Source organism: Lysinibacillus sp. 10T31 (genome assembly GCF_056394365.1).
This window is the reverse complement of sequence record NZ_JBFTHS010000001.1, coordinates 179,314-199,223: the sequence shown is the minus strand read 5'-3', so window position 1 is coordinate 199,223 and position 19,910 is coordinate 179,314. Positions and strand designations below refer to the sequence as shown.

24 protein-coding genes are annotated in these 19,910 nt (G+C 35.3%); 16 read left to right on the top strand and 8 right to left on the bottom strand.

What is annotated here, in order from left to right; all coding sequences use genetic code 11:
- Positions 1-155: 155 nt before the first annotated feature.
- From AC1DCY_RS01085 to AC1DCY_RS01055, 7 genes are all read left to right on the top strand, one after another.
- Entirely contained in the window at positions 156-824 is a 669-nt protein-coding gene (locus AC1DCY_RS01085; protein ID WP_477346657.1) for a response regulator transcription factor, read from the top strand.
- Positions 821-2,173, top strand: a complete 1,353-nt coding sequence (locus AC1DCY_RS01080) for a HAMP domain-containing sensor histidine kinase (RefSeq protein ID WP_477346656.1) — start codon at positions 821-823, stop codon at positions 2,171-2,173. The genes AC1DCY_RS01085 and AC1DCY_RS01080 overlap by 4 nt, the downstream gene beginning before the upstream one ends.
- A 247-nt stretch (positions 2,174-2,420) precedes the next feature.
- A complete protein-coding gene (locus AC1DCY_RS01075; RefSeq protein WP_477346654.1) occupies positions 2,421-3,332 on the top strand; it encodes an ABC transporter ATP-binding protein in 912 nt (303 codons plus the stop codon).
- A complete protein-coding gene (locus AC1DCY_RS01070; protein ID WP_477346651.1) occupies positions 3,329-4,039 on the top strand; it encodes an ABC transporter permease in 711 nt (236 codons plus the stop codon). Before AC1DCY_RS01075 ends, AC1DCY_RS01070 begins: the two co-directional genes overlap by 4 nt.
- Positions 4,039-4,773: an ABC transporter permease gene (locus tag AC1DCY_RS01065; protein ID WP_477346649.1), complete on the top strand. Its 735-nt coding sequence runs from the start codon at positions 4,039-4,041 to the stop codon at positions 4,771-4,773. The genes AC1DCY_RS01070 and AC1DCY_RS01065 overlap by 1 nt, the downstream gene beginning before the upstream one ends.
- 86 nt (positions 4,774-4,859) lie before the next feature.
- Entirely contained in the window at positions 4,860-6,122 is a 1,263-nt protein-coding gene (locus tag AC1DCY_RS01060) for an erythromycin esterase family protein (RefSeq protein WP_477346647.1), read from the top strand.
- 188 nt (positions 6,123-6,310) lie between these two features.
- Entirely contained in the window at positions 6,311-6,469 is a 159-nt protein-coding gene (locus AC1DCY_RS01055) for a DUF1540 domain-containing protein (RefSeq protein WP_082172635.1), read from the top strand.
- Between the two features lie 46 nt (positions 6,470-6,515).
- Here the strand turns inward: AC1DCY_RS01055 and AC1DCY_RS01050 are convergent, their stop codons facing one another.
- The 3 genes from AC1DCY_RS01050 to AC1DCY_RS01040 all read right to left on the bottom strand — a co-directional run bounded on the left by AC1DCY_RS01050 (position 6,516) and on the right by AC1DCY_RS01040 (position 8,757).
- A complete protein-coding gene (locus AC1DCY_RS01050) occupies positions 6,516-6,761 on the bottom strand; it encodes a group-specific protein (RefSeq protein WP_477346645.1) in 246 nt (81 codons plus the stop codon).
- A 185-nt stretch (positions 6,762-6,946) separates the two neighbouring features.
- Positions 6,947-8,041, bottom strand: a complete 1,095-nt coding sequence (locus AC1DCY_RS01045; protein WP_477346643.1) for a sensor histidine kinase — start codon at positions 8,039-8,041, stop codon at positions 6,947-6,949.
- Positions 8,032-8,757, bottom strand: coding sequence for a response regulator transcription factor (locus AC1DCY_RS01040; protein ID WP_477346642.1), 726 nt, complete (start codon positions 8,755-8,757; stop codon positions 8,032-8,034). The genes AC1DCY_RS01045 and AC1DCY_RS01040 overlap by 10 nt, the downstream gene beginning before the upstream one ends.
- A gap of 157 nt (positions 8,758-8,914) precedes the next feature.
- Here AC1DCY_RS01040 and AC1DCY_RS01035 point away from each other — a divergent pair, with 157 nt between their 5' ends.
- The 4 genes from AC1DCY_RS01035 to AC1DCY_RS01020 all read left to right on the top strand — a co-directional run bounded on the left by AC1DCY_RS01035 (position 8,915) and on the right by AC1DCY_RS01020 (position 12,064).
- A complete protein-coding gene (locus AC1DCY_RS01035) occupies positions 8,915-9,838 on the top strand; it encodes an ABC transporter ATP-binding protein (RefSeq protein ID WP_477346640.1) in 924 nt (307 codons plus the stop codon).
- Complete coding sequence (locus tag AC1DCY_RS01030) at positions 9,831-10,529, top strand: ABC transporter permease (protein ID WP_477346638.1); 699 nt, start codon at positions 9,831-9,833, stop codon at positions 10,527-10,529. Before AC1DCY_RS01035 ends, AC1DCY_RS01030 begins: the two co-directional genes overlap by 8 nt.
- Positions 10,530-10,551: 22 nt before the next feature.
- Positions 10,552-11,424 carry a DUF4097 family beta strand repeat-containing protein gene (locus AC1DCY_RS01025; protein ID WP_477346636.1) on the top strand — a complete coding sequence of 291 codons (873 nt, stop codon included), beginning with the start codon at positions 10,552-10,554 and terminating at the stop codon, positions 11,422-11,424.
- 97 nt (positions 11,425-11,521) lie between these two features.
- Positions 11,522-12,064: a histidine phosphatase family protein gene (locus AC1DCY_RS01020; protein WP_477346634.1), complete on the top strand. Its 543-nt coding sequence runs from the start codon at positions 11,522-11,524 to the stop codon at positions 12,062-12,064.
- Between the two features lie 136 nt (positions 12,065-12,200).
- Here AC1DCY_RS01020 and AC1DCY_RS01015 read toward each other — a convergent pair whose 3' ends face one another.
- Both AC1DCY_RS01015 and AC1DCY_RS01010 read right to left on the bottom strand, forming a co-directional pair.
- A complete protein-coding gene (locus AC1DCY_RS01015; protein ID WP_477346633.1) occupies positions 12,201-12,851 on the bottom strand; it encodes an SIMPL domain-containing protein in 651 nt (216 codons plus the stop codon).
- Between the two features lie 119 nt (positions 12,852-12,970).
- Complete coding sequence (locus AC1DCY_RS01010; RefSeq protein ID WP_049663111.1) at positions 12,971-13,273, bottom strand: YunC family protein; 303 nt, start codon at positions 13,271-13,273, stop codon at positions 12,971-12,973.
- A 192-nt stretch (positions 13,274-13,465) separates the two neighbouring features.
- Here AC1DCY_RS01010 and AC1DCY_RS01005 point away from each other — a divergent pair, with 192 nt between their 5' ends.
- Positions 13,466-14,647, top strand: a complete 1,182-nt coding sequence (locus AC1DCY_RS01005) for an NAD(P)/FAD-dependent oxidoreductase (RefSeq protein ID WP_477346631.1) — start codon at positions 13,466-13,468, stop codon at positions 14,645-14,647.
- A 19-nt stretch (positions 14,648-14,666) separates the two neighbouring features.
- Complete coding sequence (locus AC1DCY_RS01000) at positions 14,667-15,554, top strand: RNA polymerase sigma-70 factor (RefSeq protein ID WP_477346629.1); 888 nt, start codon at positions 14,667-14,669, stop codon at positions 15,552-15,554.
- 205 nt (positions 15,555-15,759) lie between these two features.
- Here the strand turns inward: AC1DCY_RS01000 and AC1DCY_RS00995 are convergent, their stop codons facing one another.
- Complete coding sequence (locus tag AC1DCY_RS00995) at positions 15,760-15,882, bottom strand: hypothetical protein (protein ID WP_256469487.1); 123 nt, start codon at positions 15,880-15,882, stop codon at positions 15,760-15,762.
- A 303-nt stretch (positions 15,883-16,185) separates the two neighbouring features.
- On the opposite strand from AC1DCY_RS00995, the gene AC1DCY_RS00990 reads away from it, so the two are divergent.
- A complete protein-coding gene (locus AC1DCY_RS00990; RefSeq protein ID WP_477346626.1) occupies positions 16,186-16,923 on the top strand; it encodes a polysaccharide deacetylase family protein in 738 nt (245 codons plus the stop codon).
- Positions 16,924-17,021: 98 nt separating this feature from the next.
- On the opposite strand, the gene AC1DCY_RS00985 is transcribed toward AC1DCY_RS00990, so the two are convergent.
- The gene (locus AC1DCY_RS00985; RefSeq protein ID WP_477346624.1) at positions 17,022-17,288 is read right to left on the bottom strand and encodes a hypothetical protein; all 267 of its coding nucleotides are present in this window, start codon (positions 17,286-17,288) and stop codon (positions 17,022-17,024) included.
- Between the two features lie 107 nt (positions 17,289-17,395).
- Here AC1DCY_RS00985 and AC1DCY_RS00980 point away from each other — a divergent pair, with 107 nt between their 5' ends.
- Together AC1DCY_RS00980 and AC1DCY_RS00975 are read left to right on the top strand one after the other, a co-directional pair.
- Positions 17,396-18,187, top strand: a complete 792-nt coding sequence (locus tag AC1DCY_RS00980; protein WP_477346622.1) for a DUF2268 domain-containing putative Zn-dependent protease — start codon at positions 17,396-17,398, stop codon at positions 18,185-18,187.
- Between the two features lie 103 nt (positions 18,188-18,290).
- On the top strand, positions 18,291-18,494 hold the full coding sequence (locus AC1DCY_RS00975) for a hypothetical protein (protein WP_477346620.1): 204 nt from the start codon (positions 18,291-18,293) through the stop codon (positions 18,492-18,494).
- Positions 18,495-18,498: 4 nt separating this feature from the next.
- Here the strand turns inward: AC1DCY_RS00975 and AC1DCY_RS00970 are convergent, their stop codons facing one another.
- A complete protein-coding gene (locus AC1DCY_RS00970) occupies positions 18,499-19,821 on the bottom strand; it encodes a CitMHS family transporter (RefSeq protein ID WP_477346618.1) in 1,323 nt (440 codons plus the stop codon).
- Positions 19,822-19,910 lie beyond the last annotated feature (89 nt).

The following is a 19,910-nucleotide window of genomic DNA, read 5'->3' as shown; positions in this document are numbered from 1 at the left end:
ATTTTATCGACATACCTCTCTCTAGATGTGATGTTTGATTGTTTATTGAATGAATCTCTCACTTTACAGACAACGATTGAGTACAAATCTATGAAGTCGTATAATACAGAATAACATTTATTTCTAAAATATATATTAGATTGGGAGGATTACCATTGCATCGCATTTTATACATAGAAGATGAAAAAGAGATTGGCCAATGGGTTTCAAAGGATTTAACAGAAAGAGGATATGAGGTTACATGGCTGGAATCCGGTGAAGAGGTCGATCAGCACATAGCCTCTAAGGATATCGCTATATTGGATGTGATGCTTCCAGGCTTAGATGGCTTTTCAATTGGCAAAAGAATTAAGCGAGAAAATAAAGAAATCCCGATTTTAATGCTGTCAGCACGAACTGCTGTAGAGGATAAAATAGAGGGTCTAAACTTCGCAGATGATTATTTGACAAAGCCTTTTCACCCAGATGAACTTATAGCTCGTGTGGAGGTTTTACTAAGAAGATATCAAAAGAATGATGATGTGCTAGATCTTCAGCATCTAAAAATTTATACAAAAGATATGCGGATTATTAATAATCAGACAGATGAAGAAATTCAATTAACCGGTAAGCAGTTCTATCTATTACAGTATTTTATCCGCCACTTAAATCAAATTTTAACGAAGGAACAGCTTTATGAAGGTATCTGGGGTGAAAGTTACATAGAAGGCGATAAAACATTAATGGTGCATATTCGATACTTAAGAGAAAAAATAGAAGTAAATCCAGCTAAGCCGACGATTATCGAAACCATTCGTGGCATTGGATATAGGGTGAAACTATGAAATTTTTTCGATCATTATTAGCAAAGTATATGTTAATTATTTTTTTAGCCATTTTTATTGTTCAATTTTCTTATTTTGCTATTGCCGCTTTTGTGTTTGGAATAGGAAAAACTGATTTTTCAAGTGAAGTTCTCGCGGAAAGTGAAGTAGAGGAAAAATGGCTTGAAGAAGCTAAGAGTATAAAAAATGTCACAGAGGAAACCATTGCTCAACATTTTAAAGATTGGAAGGGTCAATACCCTAAATCATCCATGTTCTGGGTAAGTGAGGACGGTACATTACTTACAACATTGAATGTGACGGAGCAACTACCATTAAAATGGACACCAGCATTTACGACAAAATTTATAAAAGATCATTATGGAGAAGATCCGTTTACAGTTATAGCTTTTTTAGGACAGGACGAATCGAATGGGTTTATCGTTTTTGAGATTCCTAGAGAAGTGTTTAATCCACCTCTCAACAATGTTTATGAACAATATGGGAACCTTTTGATTGTTGGCGTTATTGTGATTATTTTATTTTTCATTGCTATATCTTTTTTATTCTTCAGAGGGATTCGAAAACGACTATTGCACCTTCAGGAAGCGATGGAAATTCGTGATGTAGATGGCTTACCTGTTGAAACGAAGGTCAAGAAGAAGGATGAAATCGGTCAGCTTGAACATAGCTTTAATCGCATGGTATGTGAGCTTAGGGAAAGTAAAAATCGTGAGCAGCAGGAGGAACAGCTAAGACGTGAATTAATTGCTAATTTATCACATGATTTGCGAACGCCATTAACGAAAATACGAGCGCAATCATATTCAGTTAGTAAAGAGGTATTATCAGAGGATGGAAAGCTAGCGATTAAGGCAATGGAAACATCGATTGTTAATATCGACGCTTTAATAGAAAATTTAATGTCCTATACATTACTGATGGCTAGTAAATATAAATTTGAACCGAAAGACATCAACATTATACGTTTTGTACGTGAGCAAATGACTACATGGTATCCAGTGTTTGAAAAGGAAAACTTTGAAATCGATATTGAGCTACATTCATTTGAGAAAAATGAATGGCAAATTGACCCGATTTGGCTTGGTCGTATATTTGATAATTTGTTTCAAAATATTTTACGTCATGCGAGCAGCGGGAAATATATTGGCGTCGAAACTGAATCGACGGAGCACTATGATGCATTTATCATAAAGGATCACGGAAAAGGAATGAAAAATGAATCCAATGCCAAAGGTGCGGGTATCGGCTTATCGATTGTTGATATTATGGTGAAGAGCATGAATTTAGACTGGGATATTGAGTCCAGCGAATCCGGCACAAAGATTAAAATTAAACATTTTAAATAGAATAATTCGTGAAGCATGCTAAGGCATGCTTCATTTCAGTAATTAGCGACAGCAACAACAAATGTTTTCTGTAGCGACAGCTACAATTGTTTTATCTGTGCGAAAGCGAAGCGTCAGCGACAAAGCACCCAGCCGGAACGGAAATCAACCCACGTTATGATAAAGTATCTTTTTTAAACAAAATTTAAACTTGAACCTTACCTGTTTTTAACCTTCATTGCTTAAGATAATTACAGAGGTGAGGACAATGGAATATATCGTACAAACAGAAAATTTATCAAAGAACTTTGGTAAAGAGCAAGCTGTATCAAATATAAATTTAAAAATACGTAAAGGTGAAATATATGGATTTTTAGGACCTAATGGAGCGGGGAAAACTACGACGATTCGTATGCTTCTTGGATTAATGAAGCCATCTTCTGGGACAATCAAAATCTTCCAAAAAGATTTAAAGAAAGAACGAATTAATATTTTAGCAAAGGTTGGTTCATTAGTAGAGAACCCTTCCTATTATCCACATTTAACAGCCTATGAAAATTTAGAAGCGTTACGAAAAATTTTAGGTGTACCGAAGTCACGCATTGATGAAGTATTAGAAATTGTTCGTTTGAAGGATGCTGCAGATAAAAAAGTAAAAGGCTTTTCTCTTGGAATGAAGCAACGTTTAGGTATTGCTGCATCTTTGCTACATAATCCTGAATTACTTATTTTAGATGAACCAACGAATGGGCTTGATCCATCTGGTATTATCGAAATTCGTAATTTGATTAAACGACTTCCTGAAGAATATGGCATGACGATTATTATTTCTAGCCATCTATTATCTGAAATAGATCAAATGGCAACGCAAGTGGGCATTGTGACGAAGGGGAAAATGATTTTCCAAGATTCAATTGAAGCAATGCGTAGATTTGCTCAGCCGAAGGTAGTAATTAAAGTGAGCGATAGTGAAAAGGGCTGGCGTTCACTAGTTGCAAATGGCATTAAGGCAGAACATAAGGATGACCTTATTTTATTCGATGAATGCTCAGATGAAAAAGTAGCACATATTGTACAAATCCTTGTACAAGAAGGTATTTCGGTGTATCGAGTAGAGGAAGAGAAACGATCTTTAGAGGAGATTTTCCTTCAAATGACAACAGGAGAGCAAGCGCTATGATAGGGAAACTATTAACTTCTGACTTTTTGAAAATTAAACGCAAAGGATTATGGTTTTTAACAGCCTTAGGACCAATAGGTGTTGTTGCCCTACAAATGGTGAACTATGGTGTAAGGAAGGACTATTTGTTAGAGCAAAGCGAGGACGATTGGGGCTACTATTTATCAAACGTTCATTCATTTACACCACTTGCTATAGTTTTAGGGATTGCTATTTTAACTTCATTTATGGCGAGCATTGAAAATGAAACGAACGCTTGGAAGCAATTAATTGCACTACCGGTATCTAAATTAACAGTGTATTTATCAAAATTCACTGTTCTAGCTATATTATTGTTTATGTCTTCTACGATTTTAATGTTATTGTCAATGGCTTATGGTGTGTTTTTAGATTTAGGTGATAGCATACCATATGCGGAAATTGCTAAATTTGCTTATTATCCACTTTTTGCTTCGCTGCCAATATTGGCACTTCAGCTTTGGATTGCGAGCGTTTGTCATAATCAAGGGATACCAATTACAGTAGGTATTTTCGGCGTGATTTTTGCTTATTCATCATTTGTATTGCCTGACTGGATGATTTGGAAATGGCCATCGTTAATGAATCAATGGGATGAGCCCGTTATTAATGTCATGCTTGGAGTAGGCATTGGTATTTTACTGTATATTATCGGAATGATAGATTTTGCTAGAAGGGATGTAAAGTAATGGGGTCTATACTGAGCGCTGAATGGTTTAAATTACGCAAATCAAAAATGGTGCCATTAATTTTTGCGGGGCCTATAATTGGACTTTTTATCGGATTAACATCAAATTTTAGTGATGTGTCAGATTTTGGAATTAACGAATGGTATAGCTCATTAATTTCTATGAATTTATTGTATGCATTATTATTCCTACCTTTAATTTCAGGAGTATTTGCGAGTCTTATTTGTAGATATGAACATCAATCGGGTGGCTGGAAACAACTTTTAGCTCTACCTGTGACAAGAGGGAAAGTATTTGTTGCAAAGTATGTATTAATTATGCTCCTTGTGATGGCGATGCAGATACTATATTTATGTTCTATATATGTAGTAGGTCTTATGAAAGGTTACTCAGATCCTTTCCCAATGGAAATTGTGTGGAAAAGTATACTTGGTGGATGGTTAGCGACAATGCCATTAGTCGCGTTGCAGCTTTGGATGTCCATCATGTTTAAAAGTTTTGCTGCCCCATTTGCAGTAAATGTTATTTTCACTTTACCGTCTATATTAGCAGTCAATTCTGCACGTTTTGGACCTTACTATCCATGGGGACAGCCCTTCTTGATGATGAATGTAGGTGGCAATACAGGTGATGTATTCTTCGTGCCTTGGGATCAATTATTAACAGTTGTTGGAGGAGGCTTCATACTGTTTTTCCTTGGAGGATATTTATATTTTCAACGAAAAGCTGTATAAAGTGAAACGGGGATTTACTTCATCCCCTCTTAACGGCATGTTATAAAGGATAAATTTTTTCTATAGATAAAGGGAGATTTTTATAAATGGTATTTGTTAAAAGGAGCTTTTTATTAATTTCATCATTATTTCTCTTGTTAGCTCTAGCGGGCTGCGGAAAGGGTGAAGCCGTTAAAGATGCTGCAAAATATACATCTGCGGTTGAGGATATCGATATTCCAAATGATGTGAAAGTAATAGGTTTTGGTGAAGCGACACATGGAAACGTTGAATTCCAAACATTAAAGAAGGATGTATTTCAGGCTCTAATTAAAAATGAAAATGTTCGTGTTTTTGTATTAGAAGGTGATTTTGGTGGTGCTCAGCAAATTAATCAGTTTATTTTAAATGGTACTGGCACAGCTGAGGAAGCGGTAAAAGCTTTAGATTATGGTATCTATAAAACGGACCAAATGATTGAGTTTGTTCAGTGGATGCATGATTATAACATGACTGCCGATGAGAAAGATAAAATTTATTTTTACGGTAACGATATGCAACGCTATGATTATAGTAAAAAAGGGTTGCTAGATTATTACGAAGTGGTTAATAGCGAAGGTGCTAAGAAATATAAGGCACAGCTAAAAGATGTGACGAATAAAACAATGAGAGATTTATCAACTAGTCAGCTAGAGGAGCTTGACAAAAATATTGATGCAATCATAAAGGATTTGCAAACTAATAAAGACTCTTATGAAAAGCAATCATCGAAAGAAGCTTATTTATTTGCTGCTCAATATGCACAAATTATGAAGCAGCGAACGCAATTATTTTTAAATGATAGTAATTATATGAATCTTCGTGATGAATATTTAGCGAACAACTTACAATGGATTGTTGATTTTGAAGCGGCTCAAGGTCATGATAAAGTACTAATGTCTGCTCATAATGGACATATAGAGAAAACTTCTGCAAATGTGGCAGGACACAAATCTATGGGCCAATACTTAGACGAAGTGTATAAAGATGCATACTTTGCTATTGGGACTGACTTTGTTAACAATACGTTTCAGGCACAAAATGGGTCTGGTGAAAGAAAAAATTATACGATTGAACATCATAATGCTTTAGTAGACGCTTTTAGTGAGGTCAAGGACAATATTTTCTATGTTGATTTTAAAAAGGCTAATGAATCTCAGGAGTTAGCTGACATCGTAGCAAAAAAACAAAGAATGGGTAATATTGGAGACGATTTTAGCTTTTGGTACAAATTCACACAGATGCTCTATACGATTAAAATGACACCTGCTGAGGCATTTGATGGCATTATAATTGTGCAAGAGGCGACACCGACAAAAGTTATTGAATAACATGCGAAAAAAGTGCTATTACCTATCTGAAGGCAATAGCATTTTTTTATAATCATGGAACTTAAATTTCTTTTCCAGAAGCCAATAAACATCCATATAAGATGTATACTTCTGTTTCATTAAACCATCTAAATAAGTATTGAATTCCTCGATTTTGTTAATGATAAAAAAGAGGAGGTGTGGAAACGATGGCACAAGAAATTCTCTGTGAAGTCAATAACTGTACATTTTGGAACTCAGGAAACAGATGTGGTGCAGAAAAAATCTATGTTGTAAGTCAAAAGGGACAGCAGGCATCTAATAGTGAAGAAACAGATTGTAAGACATTTAATCCAGAAACACATTAAATTTTTTAAGGGTAACCATATTAATGGTTACCCTTCTCCCATATCTTTATAGATAGACATTAATTTTTTCCTTGTTAAATAAAAGCGCATGAGCATTCTTCACTTTTTCCTCTACATAATCTAATGAATACTTTCCATAGGAATCGGTTAAATCGCCAATGGCGCGAGATAAATTATCAATAATAGGAATCAACGTTTCTGAGTGATTAAGTTCTTCACCTTTATTCATTTTATCAGTAATTTCATGAGCAAGATGTTGAATCTTTCTGAGTCGCAATTTTTCAGATTGCATGGAATCCTCCTTATTGAGCCAATTTTTGATGCTTAAATATATGTCAAACAATACGTTTTCATGAATGGTTCTGGCAGTCGTTCAAAGTGATCAGGTCCGCACCGAAAGTGATCGGGTACGCCCCAAAGCTGCTCAAGCCAACAACCGACAGCTCAGGAGGAGTCCAGAAATGTTCAATTCTCATATTATTTTTTAGGTAATGTAATAATAAACGTTGTCCCATTAGAAGGTTCGCTCTGTACTGTGATAGTGCCGTTATGAGCTTGAACGAGTTTATAGACGATCGCCATGCCCAGTCCAGTTCCTTCAGAAGAAGATTCTGTAGTAGTTCCTCGATAATATTGTTGGAATATATTCTCCATCATGTGTTGAGACATCCCTACACCGTTATCCACAATGTGAATTTCTACATGCTCTGCCCTATTAAAAATCTGTGTATAAATATTTGTATTAGGTGGATTGTGGATAATGGCATTCATAAGAATGTTTTGTAATATGCGTTGCATGAATTTCGTATCAAAGTCAATGTTTATAACAGATGTTTCAGTTTTAAAATGCAATATATAGTCATTGGCATGTGGATTGTTGCTTATATTAGCAACAATTCTTTTTGTAAAATCCACAATATCCTGATTGGTTTTATGTAAGGGTAACTGACCGTCTGTATTATTAAACTGAATGACGAGACTTAAATCTTGAATAAGTTCCTCCATATGCTTGCCTTTATCTGCAATCTCTTGAATAAAGGAACGAGCTTCCTCCTTGGACCAATCGTATTGATCGTTTAATAGTAGGGTAGAGTAGCCTGTAATATACGTTAATGGCGTTTTTAAATCATGGGATATACCGGCAATCCATTCTTGTTTTGCTTGTTCAACTTTTTCACGTTCTGTTTCAGCAGCTTTTAATTTTCCTGATAAGGATTGTAGGTGTTGAAGTACCTCTCGATATAACATATAACGCATACGGAGCTTTCCTTTGCGTGTATAGATTTTAGATAGGCCAACAGGTTGTGTATAGTTTTCCTGTGATAGCTGATGGATCCAAGACATTATAAAACCAAGAGGACCCCCGAAATACCAACCAAAAACAGCGATACAAACAATAGTGCTGAATCCGAAAATCCATGCGACTAGTAGACTCTGATAAGCTTCACTAACAGATTTTTTAAAGAGTGGGAGAATACCTTCGAGTCCGATAACAATACAAATTCCACTCAAAAGCATCCACAGAATAATCCCCAGTGCAAGGTGTAACGTAAATCGAGTGTTTATTCGCATAGAGAATCCTCTTTAGGTGGAATGAATTTATACCCAATGCCCCTTAAATTCACAATGATTTTAGGTTTACGCGTATCATCCCCAAGCTTTTTCCGCAGCTTTGAAATATGAATCGTGACGGTTTTCTCCTCGCCATATACATCATTCCCCCATACGAATTCATAGAGCTGTGAAGTTGTAAAAATACGATTTGGATTTTTACAAAAGAAGTGCAGTAGCTCTAGCTCTTTAGCTGTACATTCGACGAGCTGATTGTTAACGGTTAATGTAGCAGATTCAGGATTAAGTGCAAAGTGACCGAAATCAAATTTTATACTCTGCTGTTGCTGAGAACTTTCATACATTTTTTGACGTCGAAGGATGACCTTTATTCGAGCGACAACTTCTAAAGGATTAAAAGGTTTTGTAATATAATCATCTCCGCCAATACCCAATCCCGTTAATTTATCAAAATCAGTAGAGCGAGCACTGACAAAAATAATAGGTGTATTTGTATGCTTACGTATTTCTGTGCAAAGTTCAAAGCCACTTATATCTGGTAGCATTATATCGAGCAAAATAATATCGTAATGATTTTCTTTTACAAGCTGTAGTGTACTTTTGCCTGTTGAAGCAGTATCAATATTGATAAAGTTTTCTTTCCGTAACGTAATTTCTAATAATTTTAAGATACCAATCTCATCATCTACGATTAGGATTTTTTCAGCAGTTTCCATTTTTATCCCTCATTTCAATTTCATCATAACAGCTTCTGATCTTTATATCCTTACTCTCTTGAAAAAGTTACTGTCATTTTCCATCGAGTTTACTTTGATTTTACTTTCACTTATTAAGATTAATGTAACGAATTCAAAGTGGTAAGGAGTCAATAACATGGAAACCGTTATTCAAACACATCAATTAAGTAAGAGTTTTAAAGGAGTCGAAACCGTCTCGAACGTCAATATGAACGTTAAGAAGGGAGAGATTTATGGGTTTTTAGGTCCGAATGGGGCTGGAAAAACGACGATTATGAAAATGATTTTAAATTTAGTAAAACCAACTTCAGGTGATATTAAAATATTGAATCAATCCATCTCTACTACTTCCTATCAATACTTGAGCAAAATAGGCAGTATTATCGAGTACCCTGAATTTTACGATAGGCTAACAGCGAAGGAGAATTTAGAACTTCATTGTGAGTATATTGGGGTTTATGAAAAAGGAGCTACCGAAGAGGCATTAGAAATAGTAGGTCTTAGTGGAGTTGAACATAAAAAAATACATGAATTTTCTCTGGGGATGAAGCAAAGATTAGGCATCGCACGTGCCATTGTTGCCAAACCGGAAATTCTTATTTTAGATGAGCCGATTAATGGTCTTGATCCAATTGGTATTAAAGATATTCGGGAACTCTTGCTACATCTAAAGGAGAAGTTTGGTATCACCATATTAATATCAAGTCATATCGTGTCAGAAATTGAATCAATAGCAGATACAATTGGCATCCTTCATCATGGGAAATTATTAAAGGAAGTAAAAATGGACGATATTCGAAAAGAGAACTTGGAGTATCTGGAGATACAAATAGACGATGTGAAGAAAGCAATTCATGTGCTAGAGAACAAGTTAGGAATTCGAAAATATGAAATTGTCAATCAGCATTGTATTCGAATTTTTGAACATGGCATTTCTCAATCTCAAATTAATAAAGAACTTATATTCAATAACATTGCTGTCAATGGCATTGAAAAACAGCAACAGCATTTAGAAGAGTATTTCTTAAATCTTATTAATGGAGGGAATCAAATTGCTTAAACTATTAAAACTTGAATGGAAAAAGAATAGTATGTCTAGCTATTTTAAAGGTTTAATCATTTGTATTATTGGAATTTTTGCGGCAGTTGCACTTATGGCAGTTGGTTCTGCAGATGAAAAGATGTTTCTAAATTATACAGATTTTATGTCTTTGACAAATATATTAATTCGCATTGTTTTTATCATTTTTTCAAGTGTAATTCTATCTCGTTTAGTCATTGATGAATATAAAAATAAGACAGTTCAATTATTATTTACGTATCCATTAAAAAGGAAAAAGATTATTTTTGCTAAGCTGTCTTTAGTTTTTGGATTCTGTTTCTTTAGCATTATTATTGCGACCTTTATGATGAATATCGCTGTTTATTTTTTAAATCCAATGCTGAACTTGTTTGAAGCTCCTGTTGAGATACAGGAGATGGTAGCTACAATACCGTCTACCTTTATCATTGCTTTTATGATGGCTGGGGTAAGCCTAATTCCTTTGTACTTTGGTATGCGAAAAAAATCAACAGCTGCGACAATTACATCCGCTGTTTTAATTGGATTTTTAATTAATGCAACGGTTTCAAATGGGGATACATCTACAAGTTTATCTCAATTTATCATTGTCCCAACAACAATGTGTCTATTAGGGCTTATTATCGGCTATCTGTCCTATTATAAAGTCGACAAAGTAGATTTAACTTAAAAATGAGAAAAGAGGATGTAAAGTGAAAAAAGCAATCATAGCTTTGATATTCGTTATTGCGATAGGAGGAATACTCTTCACCCTTAAAATAAACGGAGAAAAGAGCATCACTGAGAAGCAGTCCTTTGATGTTAAGCAAATTGAAGAACTAGAACTAAACATAGAGTCCTGGAATATAGCATTAGAAAATACAGAATCTGATAAACTAACAATTGAATTTGAAGGTAAGCAACAACAAAAGCAGCAAAGCAATCCTGTTGAAATTAAGAAAGACGGAAATAAAGTAAAGGTACTTCAACAAGACACTGAAAAAGGGGCTATGAAAAATTTTAGCTTTGGAAAAAAAGCTACTATTCACATTTCGATCCCTAAAAATGCAGTGAGTAAGATTGCATTAAAAAATAGTTACGGTGATATCAAAATTAACAACATTGAAACAGAAGAACTTTCAATTTCAACGGATTCTGGGGCTAAGAGCATTAAAGGATTATCGGCTGATAAAGGTACAATTACATCAAAAGATGGTGAATTGAGTATCGTAGACAGTTCTTTAAATGAATTAACAATAACTGCTACAAACGGTGATAGCTATATTACTAGAGTCAACAGTCCGAAAACGAAAATTACTTCGACTAGCGGTGAAGTCTTAATGAAAGAAATCATCGAAGGACAAGCACTATTTGTAGAAACGGCTTCAGGAGATATTACAATATCATACAAAGAGGCACCAATATCATTAGGGATTATAGCAAACAGTGAATCATCGGACATAAGCGTGAATTTAGAAGGTTACCAGAAAGAAAAACATACGGATCAATTAAAAACAGGTAAGATTGGGGATGCGTCAAACGAATTGGAACTAATTAGCAAAGCGGGTATAATAACTGTAAAATAAAAACTTACAATCTGTGAGGTTAATGAAAAAGAACTTGTTTCAAAATTAGCAGATAATAATGATATCGATTCTCCCTATTTTCTCTAGGAGGTTAGAAATGGCTAAACATATATATGTAGTAAGGCATTGCGAAGCCAAGGGACAGTCACCGGATGCTTCATTAACAGAACAGGGCTTTCAGCAGGCTGAAGTTTTAACCGAGTTTTTCGCTGACAAAAAAATTGATCGAATTATTACTAGTCCCTTTTTACGAGCAATTCAAACTATAGAATCGCTAAGTAAGAGGGAAAATATAAATGTTGAAATTGACGAACGCCTTTCAGAACGCATATTAAGCACAAGTGATTTGCCCGATTGGTATGAAAAACTTCGAGCAACTTTTACCGATATGGAGTTAAGGTTTGAGGGTGGAGAGTCAAGTAATGAAGCGATGGAACGTATCGTTAACGTCGTTGAGGAAACTTTCAAAAGTGAGTCTGAACATACAATTATCGCTAGTCATGGAAATATAATGACCTTACTTTTGAAAAACTATAATAGCGATGTTGACTTTCAATTTTGGACACGTCTAAGTAACCCAGATGTTTTTCAGTTAAGTGTTAAGGATCATGAAGTGACTCTAGAACGTATATGGGAATGATAAAAATTTATTTTGCAATAAATAGCCTCCTATTCAGTAAAAGTTCGATGTCACTAGTTAAAACGTATTCAGTGTGTAAGTTGATTGGATTGGAGGCTGCTTCAATAACCTTCATAGTATGAGGTAGAAGGCTCATTTAATATTGAAACTTCACTCGGACAGTCGCATTAATAGTCATTTGACCTTGTTCAATAGGTGTAGGAATGGTGGAATCAACCGTCGACATGGATCTATACAGGACTGGTACAATTTCATGTTCCTCAATGATTTCGATTGGCTGAGGCTGGATGGGCAAACGCATCGTCTCAGCAATTGTTTTAGCTTTCAATTGGGCATTATGAAGAGCCAAGCTGAGTGCCTGTTGGTAATAGGCATCCGTATTTTCAATGTTAAAGTGGATAGAAGAAATGCGGTTTGCACCATTTTGAACAGCTGTATCAATGACTGAGCCAACCTGATTTGTATCCGTTACTTTAACGGAAATGGCATTTGTCACTTCATAGCCTTTAAAAACTTGTTTATTGTTCTCAAATTCATAATGAGGTGCAATATTGTAGCCTGCCGTTTGGATATGTTCTTTTGGGATATGAAGAGCTAAAATGGATTGTATCACACGATTCATAATCATCGCATTTTCCTGCTGGGCATCTTGTACATTTTTTGCTTGTGTACTTACCTCTACTTGAAGCTGGACAGAGCTTACTTTAGCTATTACTTTGCCATTTCCGGTCACAACTATAACACGTGGTACATAAGGAGTTTGCTGACCGACATTTGTATAATACATAGAATACCACCTTTCGAAAGGTTCATACTATGCAAGATGAGAATCATTCAATATGAATTTTAAAATGAAGAAAAAGCGTCTAGTTCAATGTCTTGACGCTTTATTTATAAAAAAATCTGTCATACCATTTTTAATAATGCCTCTACGCCAGACATTCCTTCAGTAATACCAAGTTGATGCGCTTCATATGTTACGGATTCTAATGGAGCCGTCAATAGCTCATCAATTGTTTTCACACCAACTGCTCGACCAGCAATAATTTTTCGGTCTGCTAAGCGATCATTTAATAGACCAACATCTAAAGCCCCACACATAATGTAGCCTGTATCATTTGAAATTGTCAGCAGTGTTGTTTTTGGCAATTGAACAACTACTGCAGTGAAAAAATGGCCTTTAATCATAATAGGCTCAATTATCACCATCCGAAATCACTCCTTTTCTCTATATACATATGGCGATAGATAAAAAGGTGTTCGACTTTTCATTAAAAATTATTTGTTACTAAAAACGAATGACGCAAGTGTATTTTTCTCAATCGTAACTTTTAAAAACTTTATAAATGATGTCACAACTGATTAAGTGAATTCGTTATAAGGGAAAAAGGAGGAGTTATGATGAAGAATATTGTTATTATTGGCGGGGGTTATGCAGGAATAAATTTATTAGAGGGATTGAAAAAGGAGTTTCAAGGACAAATCGGTAAATCAGTAAGGGTCATTTTAATTGATAAAAATAGTTACCATTTCAAAAAAGTATTACTTGTCCGGGCTGCAATTAGGGACATAAATTTGAAAGTACCCTTTAAAGAATACTGTCAGAACGGAATAGAATTTATTCAAGGGGAAGCATTAGCTTTTCAGAAGAAAAATCAACAAATTACCATTAGGATTGAAAAAAAAAAAACTATAAATTTACATTATGATTACTTGGTGCTGACATTTGGAAGTGTAATTCGAGAGGTACCTAAAGATTTTAATGGAATCACATTAAAAGATAGACAGAGCGCCATAGAAATAAAAGAACAACTATTGTTATTGATGGAATCATTTAAAACCTTGAAAAAATCACAACAGAGCAAGAGTTTATTTAAGGTAGCTGTTGTAGGTGGAGGTATCGCAGGGATTGAAACAGCTGCTGAAATTGCTGTGTGGTCTAAAGAAAAGTTGGCAGAAGCAGGTGTTAATCCAAGTTTAGTGGAAGTTTTACTTTTTGATGCAAAGGATCGACTTTTACCAGAAGCACCTGTAAAAGTAAGTGAAAAACTCGTCAACCACCTTAAAAATATTGGAGTAGTCGTCAAAAATAAAACAAGGGTTTCTCATTGTAAAGATGGTCAGTTATCTACTAATGATGGCCAAAAATATTCTGTAGGAACTTTTAACTTTAATCCTGGGGTAGAAGCAAATCCAATCATTTCTAGATTAGGTTTACCTATCTCAGAAGAACATCGAATTATTGTTAATCATTCCTATCAGGTTAAAGATGAGGAACATATTTATTCCATTGGTGATTGCGCATTAGTAGTAGATTATAAAAATAACCATCCAGATGGTATGACATGTAAGGAAGCTATTCCACAAGCGACAAGGCTAAGTAAAATATTGAAGGCATCAATAAACCAAGCACCAGTGAACATATTACACGAATCATATCCCGTAAAATTCTTTTGTATTAGTTTAGGACCAAATAACGGTTTTATGTGGACACAAAAATGGGGTCTTGATTTTACGATAACTGGAAAAATAGGTGCAAGAATAAGAAACTACACTTGGGAATTAGCAAGTCTTCAAAAATAAACAGCTTATGAGGTGAGCAATGGATAATGAGTTAATAAGTGAGTTGTATAAAGAGTATAAATCACTGCTTTTTTCAATTGCCTATCGCATGACAGGTAGTGTATCAGATGCCGAGGATATCGTACAGGATGTATTTGCGCAGATAGGGAAAACCAGAGTAAATCATATGGACAATATAAAAGCTCTTTTATGCAAAATGGTGACGAATCGTTGCTTGGATTTGTTAAAGTCTTCAAGGAAAAAAAGAGAATTATATACGGGAACATGGCTGCCTGAACCTCTAGCATTACATGAGGATGATCCTTTGTTTACTATTTTAAATGATACGAGTATTTCACTAGCAATTATGATTTTGTTTGAGGAACTAAATCCAATTGAGCGGGCTATTTTTATTCTGAGAGAAGTTTTTGAGTATGAGTACCCAACAATTGCTGCAATCGTTGATAAAAGTGAGATAAATTGCAGGAAAATTTTAAGCAGAATAAAAAAGAAATTACCTGAGCTAGTTAGAAAAAATAGTATAGTTACAGACAAGTTGGAAATAAAAAATACAGTGACTGTTTTCATGTCTGCTTTTCAACAAGGAAAGGTCAATGAGCTTGTTCATATTTTAAAAGAAGATGTTGTTTATTATGCAGATGGTGGAGGAAAGGCTACAGCTGCATTACATCCTATTTACGGTCGTGAAAAAGTTTTCCGTTTATTATCTGCTCTTTTCTGTAAGTTTGAAAATAATGAAGAAAATTATACATTAGAATTGATGAATATTAATGGTACAACTGGCTTAGCACTAATATTCGAAAATAAAATTCAGGCAGTAATTGGCTTCGAAGTTGGACATGGACAAATAGAAGCAATTTATTATATGGTAAACCCTGAAAAGTTAAGATATGTTGCTGGAAATTGATTTATACGTAAAAAGTTAAAAGAATCAACTCGTTACATAAGAGTTGATTCTTCTTTTTAACTTCTTTCGCAGAAGTCTCCCACCTCTATAAGTGGTGAGATGAATGCGAATTTCCTTTGCTTTTCAGCGGGTGTCCAAACACCTGTACCTTTCGCTAAGCTTTCGGTACAAAAAATATTTGCTGAAATGCCGAGGCATAATTGATTTATTTTGTATAAGAAAGCATTGCTGTTTGCTTGAAATTTTTTAGTGCAACCGTTGCCTCGTTTTTAGTTTTATACTCGAACATACGATAAGTATTTTGTTCAAAAACTGTAATAATCCACATAATGAAAAATCCCCCTTTGCTTTTTTGTACTATAACAGATGGCTAAGTAATTAATTTTTATCTCATTGTTATATATCAGTTATATTTTTTATTTTACATCAATCAGTGGAAAAATAAAGTACTATGTGATTGTTTTCACATTTTGTTCAAAATATGATAGGTAATTTGTTGAATTTTTATGCATATAGATTTTGACATAGTTAAGAGGAGAAAACAGCCAAACCTATACAAGTATAATTCATTGTAATTCGTAAATAGTAAGTTGACGGAGTTATGTGAATTTGAACTTGGGAGGTGATGCTTATGACACGTAAATATATATTGGTTTTATCCCTTTGTTTTTTAATCATATCGGTATTTTTTACAGGGCTGACAACCTATGCGGATAAAGGTCGACCTTATTATGAGGAGACAGGGGAAGTTGTGTGGGATATTAACACAAAAGACAAAATAATTGCTCTAACCTTTGACGATGGACCTCATCCCAAATATACGGCAGCTATTTTAGATTTATTGGCAAAGTATGATGCAAAGGCGACGTTTTTTGTTATTGGAAAAAATGCAGAAAAATATCCAGACATTGTTTTACGATCTTATTCTGAAGGGCATGAGCTGGCCAATCATACGTATTCACATCCGTTTAAAGCTTCCGTAGCTGAATTACAGGCACAACTACGTAAGACAAAGGAAATAATTTATGGTATTACTGGATTTGCACCAGTTTTGTTTCGTCCTGTAGGTGGTTACTATAATGATCAAATGATCAATTCCGCTGTTAAGGATGGATACAAAGTGGTTATGTGGTCTTGGCATCAGGATACTCAAGATTGGAAACAGCCGGGGGTAAATAAAATTGTCCAAAAAGTGATGAAGGGGTCGAAGCCTGGAGATGTTATTTTGTTCCATGATGGAGGCGGCGACCGTACGCAGACCATTAAGGCACTGGAAGAAATATTACCAGAACTTAAAAAACAAGGTTATACATTTGTCACAATATCCGAGTTGATTAAAAGCAAACAGCAACAAGAGCAAGTGCAATAAGGAAAAACAAGCCATCTCAGCAGCATGAAATGGCTTGTTTTTTTCCCCGATGACAGTAAGTCATCGCGCAGCGGATAGTATAATTAGTCATTTCGATATTACCAAAATAATAGTGGCGCTAGTGCAATTCCGCCAATTGCGCCAAGTGCAATTCCTAGGCCAAAACCTGCTCCTCCGTAACCGTAACCTCCATAACCCCAGTAACCTAAACCATAACCGCCAAATCGTCTATCAGGTAGAATCCACACTTGTCTTCTATCCACCCTAGTTATTTCTCCGTAATGTACTCTGCCACCTCGTTCTTCAATTCTTACACGTTTACCATGATATTCACAACAAAGATTATAAGTATTAGCTGGATTCACAAACTATCCCTCCTTTCGACTTCCTTATAAGCTAATATATGCGGTTGCAATCATTATCACTAGCCGATTGTCTACTTCAGACATAAGCTATAGTAAGGAGGGAATGTATGTCAGTAATACCAACAGATGAGTGGCTCAATGAACTAATAGCTAGTCAAAGGCTTAATGACAGTAAAAATCCTGAGGACTTACAACGCTCTATTCTTTGCGATCGTTTAGTAGAGATTTTTATTGGTGGATCTCCCGATGAAATACAATTTGAACTACAGCAACAGGGGCTTTTTCAGTCATATGAAAAAATAGATATTAACAAGTTAAAAAAACAAAACGTTTGGGAAGTAGTACAAAAGGAATTTATATATTTAAAGGAGAGATGGAGCGGTCCAACTATACCAATCTATATCTTTCCGATAACACAGGAACAAACAATAACCAATAAAAACGGTGTTGCCTATCCAAATGCTTTGTTTTTGTATATTGGAGAGCTTGAAAAGCAGGAGCTTAAAGCGTTATTTGCACATGAGTATAATCATGTTTGTCGTCTGCAATATTTAGATAAATCTCTAAACGAAGTGACATTGTTAGATTCTATAGTTTTAGAGGGGTTAGCAGAATGTGCAGTGGAGGAGATTTACGGTGATAAATGGTTAGCGCCATGGTTGAGGTCCTACTCATTAGATAAAATGCTAGAAATTTGGAAGGAACATTTTTTACATCAAATCAATATTCAGGGTTTAAACAATCATGCTGAATTTTTATATGGTGGAAAGCTTCCTCAATGGATAGGGTATTGTATTGGTTATGAAATTGTAAGGACGTATATAAAAAATCATTCATCCAATAACCTGCATGTAAAAAGCTCAAAGGAAATACTGGCTGGGTCTGATTTCCCATTATAATCAATACCTAAGTAAAAGGTTCATCACCGAAAGTTGGGGATAACATTTTGTTGAAACGTTAATAATGAAGAATGGTTGATTGTAGTGGAGGCTGGTCGACTCCTTGGGGATCAGCGTCACAGATGAGACCCTGGAGCGAGCATCGCGAGTGAAGCGGCTCATCGGACGCCCCCAGGAAGCTTTGCTCTGTGCGAAAGCGAAGCGTCAGCAACAAAGCGCCCAGCCGGAACGGAAATCAACCCCACGCTATGAGGATAGAAAAATAACCAGTTGCCGATCAATACTCGACAACTGGTACTCTAGTTAATTTATTAGATAGCAATAATTCCTATTGCTACAGCAATGAATAGTAAAGTAATGCTCAATCCCCACATCCAGAAGAAAGAGAATTTTAAGTGTTTCCCCATTTCTAAGCCTGATAAGCCTAAAGCTAACCAAACAGCAGGGGCAAGTGGCGATACAAATGTACCTACAATATTACCAATAATCATTGCATAGGCAGTTGAAAGAGAATCAATATCGAAAGATAAGCCAATCTGTTCAACTACAGGGAATAAAGCGAAGTAATATGCATCTGTACTTAATAATAAATCAAATGGTACCCCTAATACCCCGATAATGATATGTAAATAAGATGATAGGGCTGATGGTAGAATGTGTACGGCGTTGTTGGCAATTGCAGTTAACATCCCGGTACCGTTAAGGATGCCTAAGAATAGTCCAGCGGCAATAATGATAGACGCCATCGTTAAGGCATTCGGAGCATGTGCTCGTACACGTTCCATTTGTTCTTTAGGAGAACGATAGTTGATTGGCAAGGCGATGGCCACACCAATTAAAAAGGCTAACCCTGCTGGTAAAATACCTGCAACTAAAATTCCAATAACAAGAACAGTAACAATTGCATTGATCCACAATAGTTTTGGTCGTTGTAAGCTTGTGTCTACTTCTGATGAAACAACGCCTTGTGTAATAGTATGATCATCATTTGTGAAGTCAAGGGTACCGTATTGTTTTAGAATACGGCGTTTTTCTCTAAAGCCAAGGAACACCGCTAACGCTATCATTAACACGACACCAATGATTTGAATAGTGATTAAAGGATACCAAAGTTCAGTTACATCCGTCTCTAAAACTGAAGCAACACGACCTAATGGACCACCCCAAGGAATCATATTAATTACTGCTGCAGATCCCCCAACTAATAACAGCAATAGATATGGATTCATGCGTAAACGTAAATATAAAGGCAATAAAGCTGGAATTGTAATTAAAAATGTTGAAGCTCCAGAACCATCTAGTTGCGCCACTACAGCAATTATCACTGTTATTACTGCAACAACAATAATGTTTCCTTTTGAAAGCGCAATCATTTTATTGATCAATGGTTCGAATAATCCTACATCCTGCATAATACCAAAGAAAATAATAGCAAAGATAAACATAACAGCTACGTTCATCACGGAGCTTAATCCAGAACTAAAGAATTCTCCTAATTCATCAAAATTAAAGCCAGCTATAAATGCTGCTACGATAGGTGGTATTACCATTGCTACAAGTGGTGATACACGACCACTAATAAGTAGAGCAACAATAATAATAATTGTTAAAAATCCGATTATACTTAAACTCAAAAATATTTCCTCCCTTTGTGATCAATCATTCAGATTATTTAAAAAATATCACAGTGCCAAAGAGAGGAAAACAATATAGTCATATGTTA

Excerpts from the sequence above, each read along its gene's own strand:
- AC1DCY_RS01080 (WP_477346656.1), top strand. The coding sequence starts at position 821 with ATGAAATTTTTTCGATCATTATTAGCAAAGTATATGTTAATTATTTTT.
- AC1DCY_RS01075 (WP_477346654.1), top strand. The coding sequence starts at position 2,421 with ATGGAATATATCGTACAAACAGAAAATTTATCAAAGAACTTTGGTAAA.
- AC1DCY_RS01070 (WP_477346651.1), top strand. The coding sequence starts at position 3,329 with ATGATAGGGAAACTATTAACTTCTGACTTTTTGAAAATTAAACGCAAA.
- AC1DCY_RS01065 (WP_477346649.1), top strand. The coding sequence starts at position 4,039 with ATGGGGTCTATACTGAGCGCTGAATGGTTTAAATTACGCAAATCAAAA.
- AC1DCY_RS01060 (WP_477346647.1), top strand. The coding sequence starts at position 4,860 with ATGGTATTTGTTAAAAGGAGCTTTTTATTAATTTCATCATTATTTCTC.
- AC1DCY_RS01055 (WP_082172635.1), top strand. The coding sequence starts at position 6,311 with ATGGCACAAGAAATTCTCTGTGAAGTCAATAACTGTACATTTTGGAAC.
- AC1DCY_RS01050 (WP_477346645.1), bottom strand. The coding sequence starts at position 6,761 with ATGCAATCTGAAAAATTGCGACTCAGAAAGATTCAACATCTTGCTCAT.
- AC1DCY_RS01045 (WP_477346643.1), bottom strand. The coding sequence starts at position 8,041 with ATGCGAATAAACACTCGATTTACGTTACACCTTGCACTGGGGATTATT.
- AC1DCY_RS01040 (WP_477346642.1), bottom strand. The coding sequence starts at position 8,757 with ATGGAAACTGCTGAAAAAATCCTAATCGTAGATGATGAGATTGGTATC.
- AC1DCY_RS01035 (WP_477346640.1), top strand. The coding sequence starts at position 8,915 with ATGGAAACCGTTATTCAAACACATCAATTAAGTAAGAGTTTTAAAGGA.
- AC1DCY_RS01020 (WP_477346634.1), top strand. The coding sequence starts at position 11,522 with ATGGCTAAACATATATATGTAGTAAGGCATTGCGAAGCCAAGGGACAG.
- AC1DCY_RS01015 (WP_477346633.1), bottom strand. The coding sequence starts at position 12,851 with ATGTATTATACAAATGTCGGTCAGCAAACTCCTTATGTACCACGTGTT.
- AC1DCY_RS01010 (WP_049663111.1), bottom strand. The coding sequence starts at position 13,273 with ATGGTGATAATTGAGCCTATTATGATTAAAGGCCATTTTTTCACTGCA.
- AC1DCY_RS01005 (WP_477346631.1), top strand. The coding sequence starts at position 13,466 with ATGAAGAATATTGTTATTATTGGCGGGGGTTATGCAGGAATAAATTTA.
- AC1DCY_RS01000 (WP_477346629.1), top strand. The coding sequence starts at position 14,667 with ATGGATAATGAGTTAATAAGTGAGTTGTATAAAGAGTATAAATCACTG.
- AC1DCY_RS00995 (WP_256469487.1), bottom strand. The coding sequence starts at position 15,882 with ATGTGGATTATTACAGTTTTTGAACAAAATACTTATCGTATGTTCGAG.
- AC1DCY_RS00990 (WP_477346626.1), top strand. The coding sequence starts at position 16,186 with ATGACACGTAAATATATATTGGTTTTATCCCTTTGTTTTTTAATCATA.
- AC1DCY_RS00980 (WP_477346622.1), top strand. The coding sequence starts at position 17,396 with ATGTCAGTAATACCAACAGATGAGTGGCTCAATGAACTAATAGCTAGT.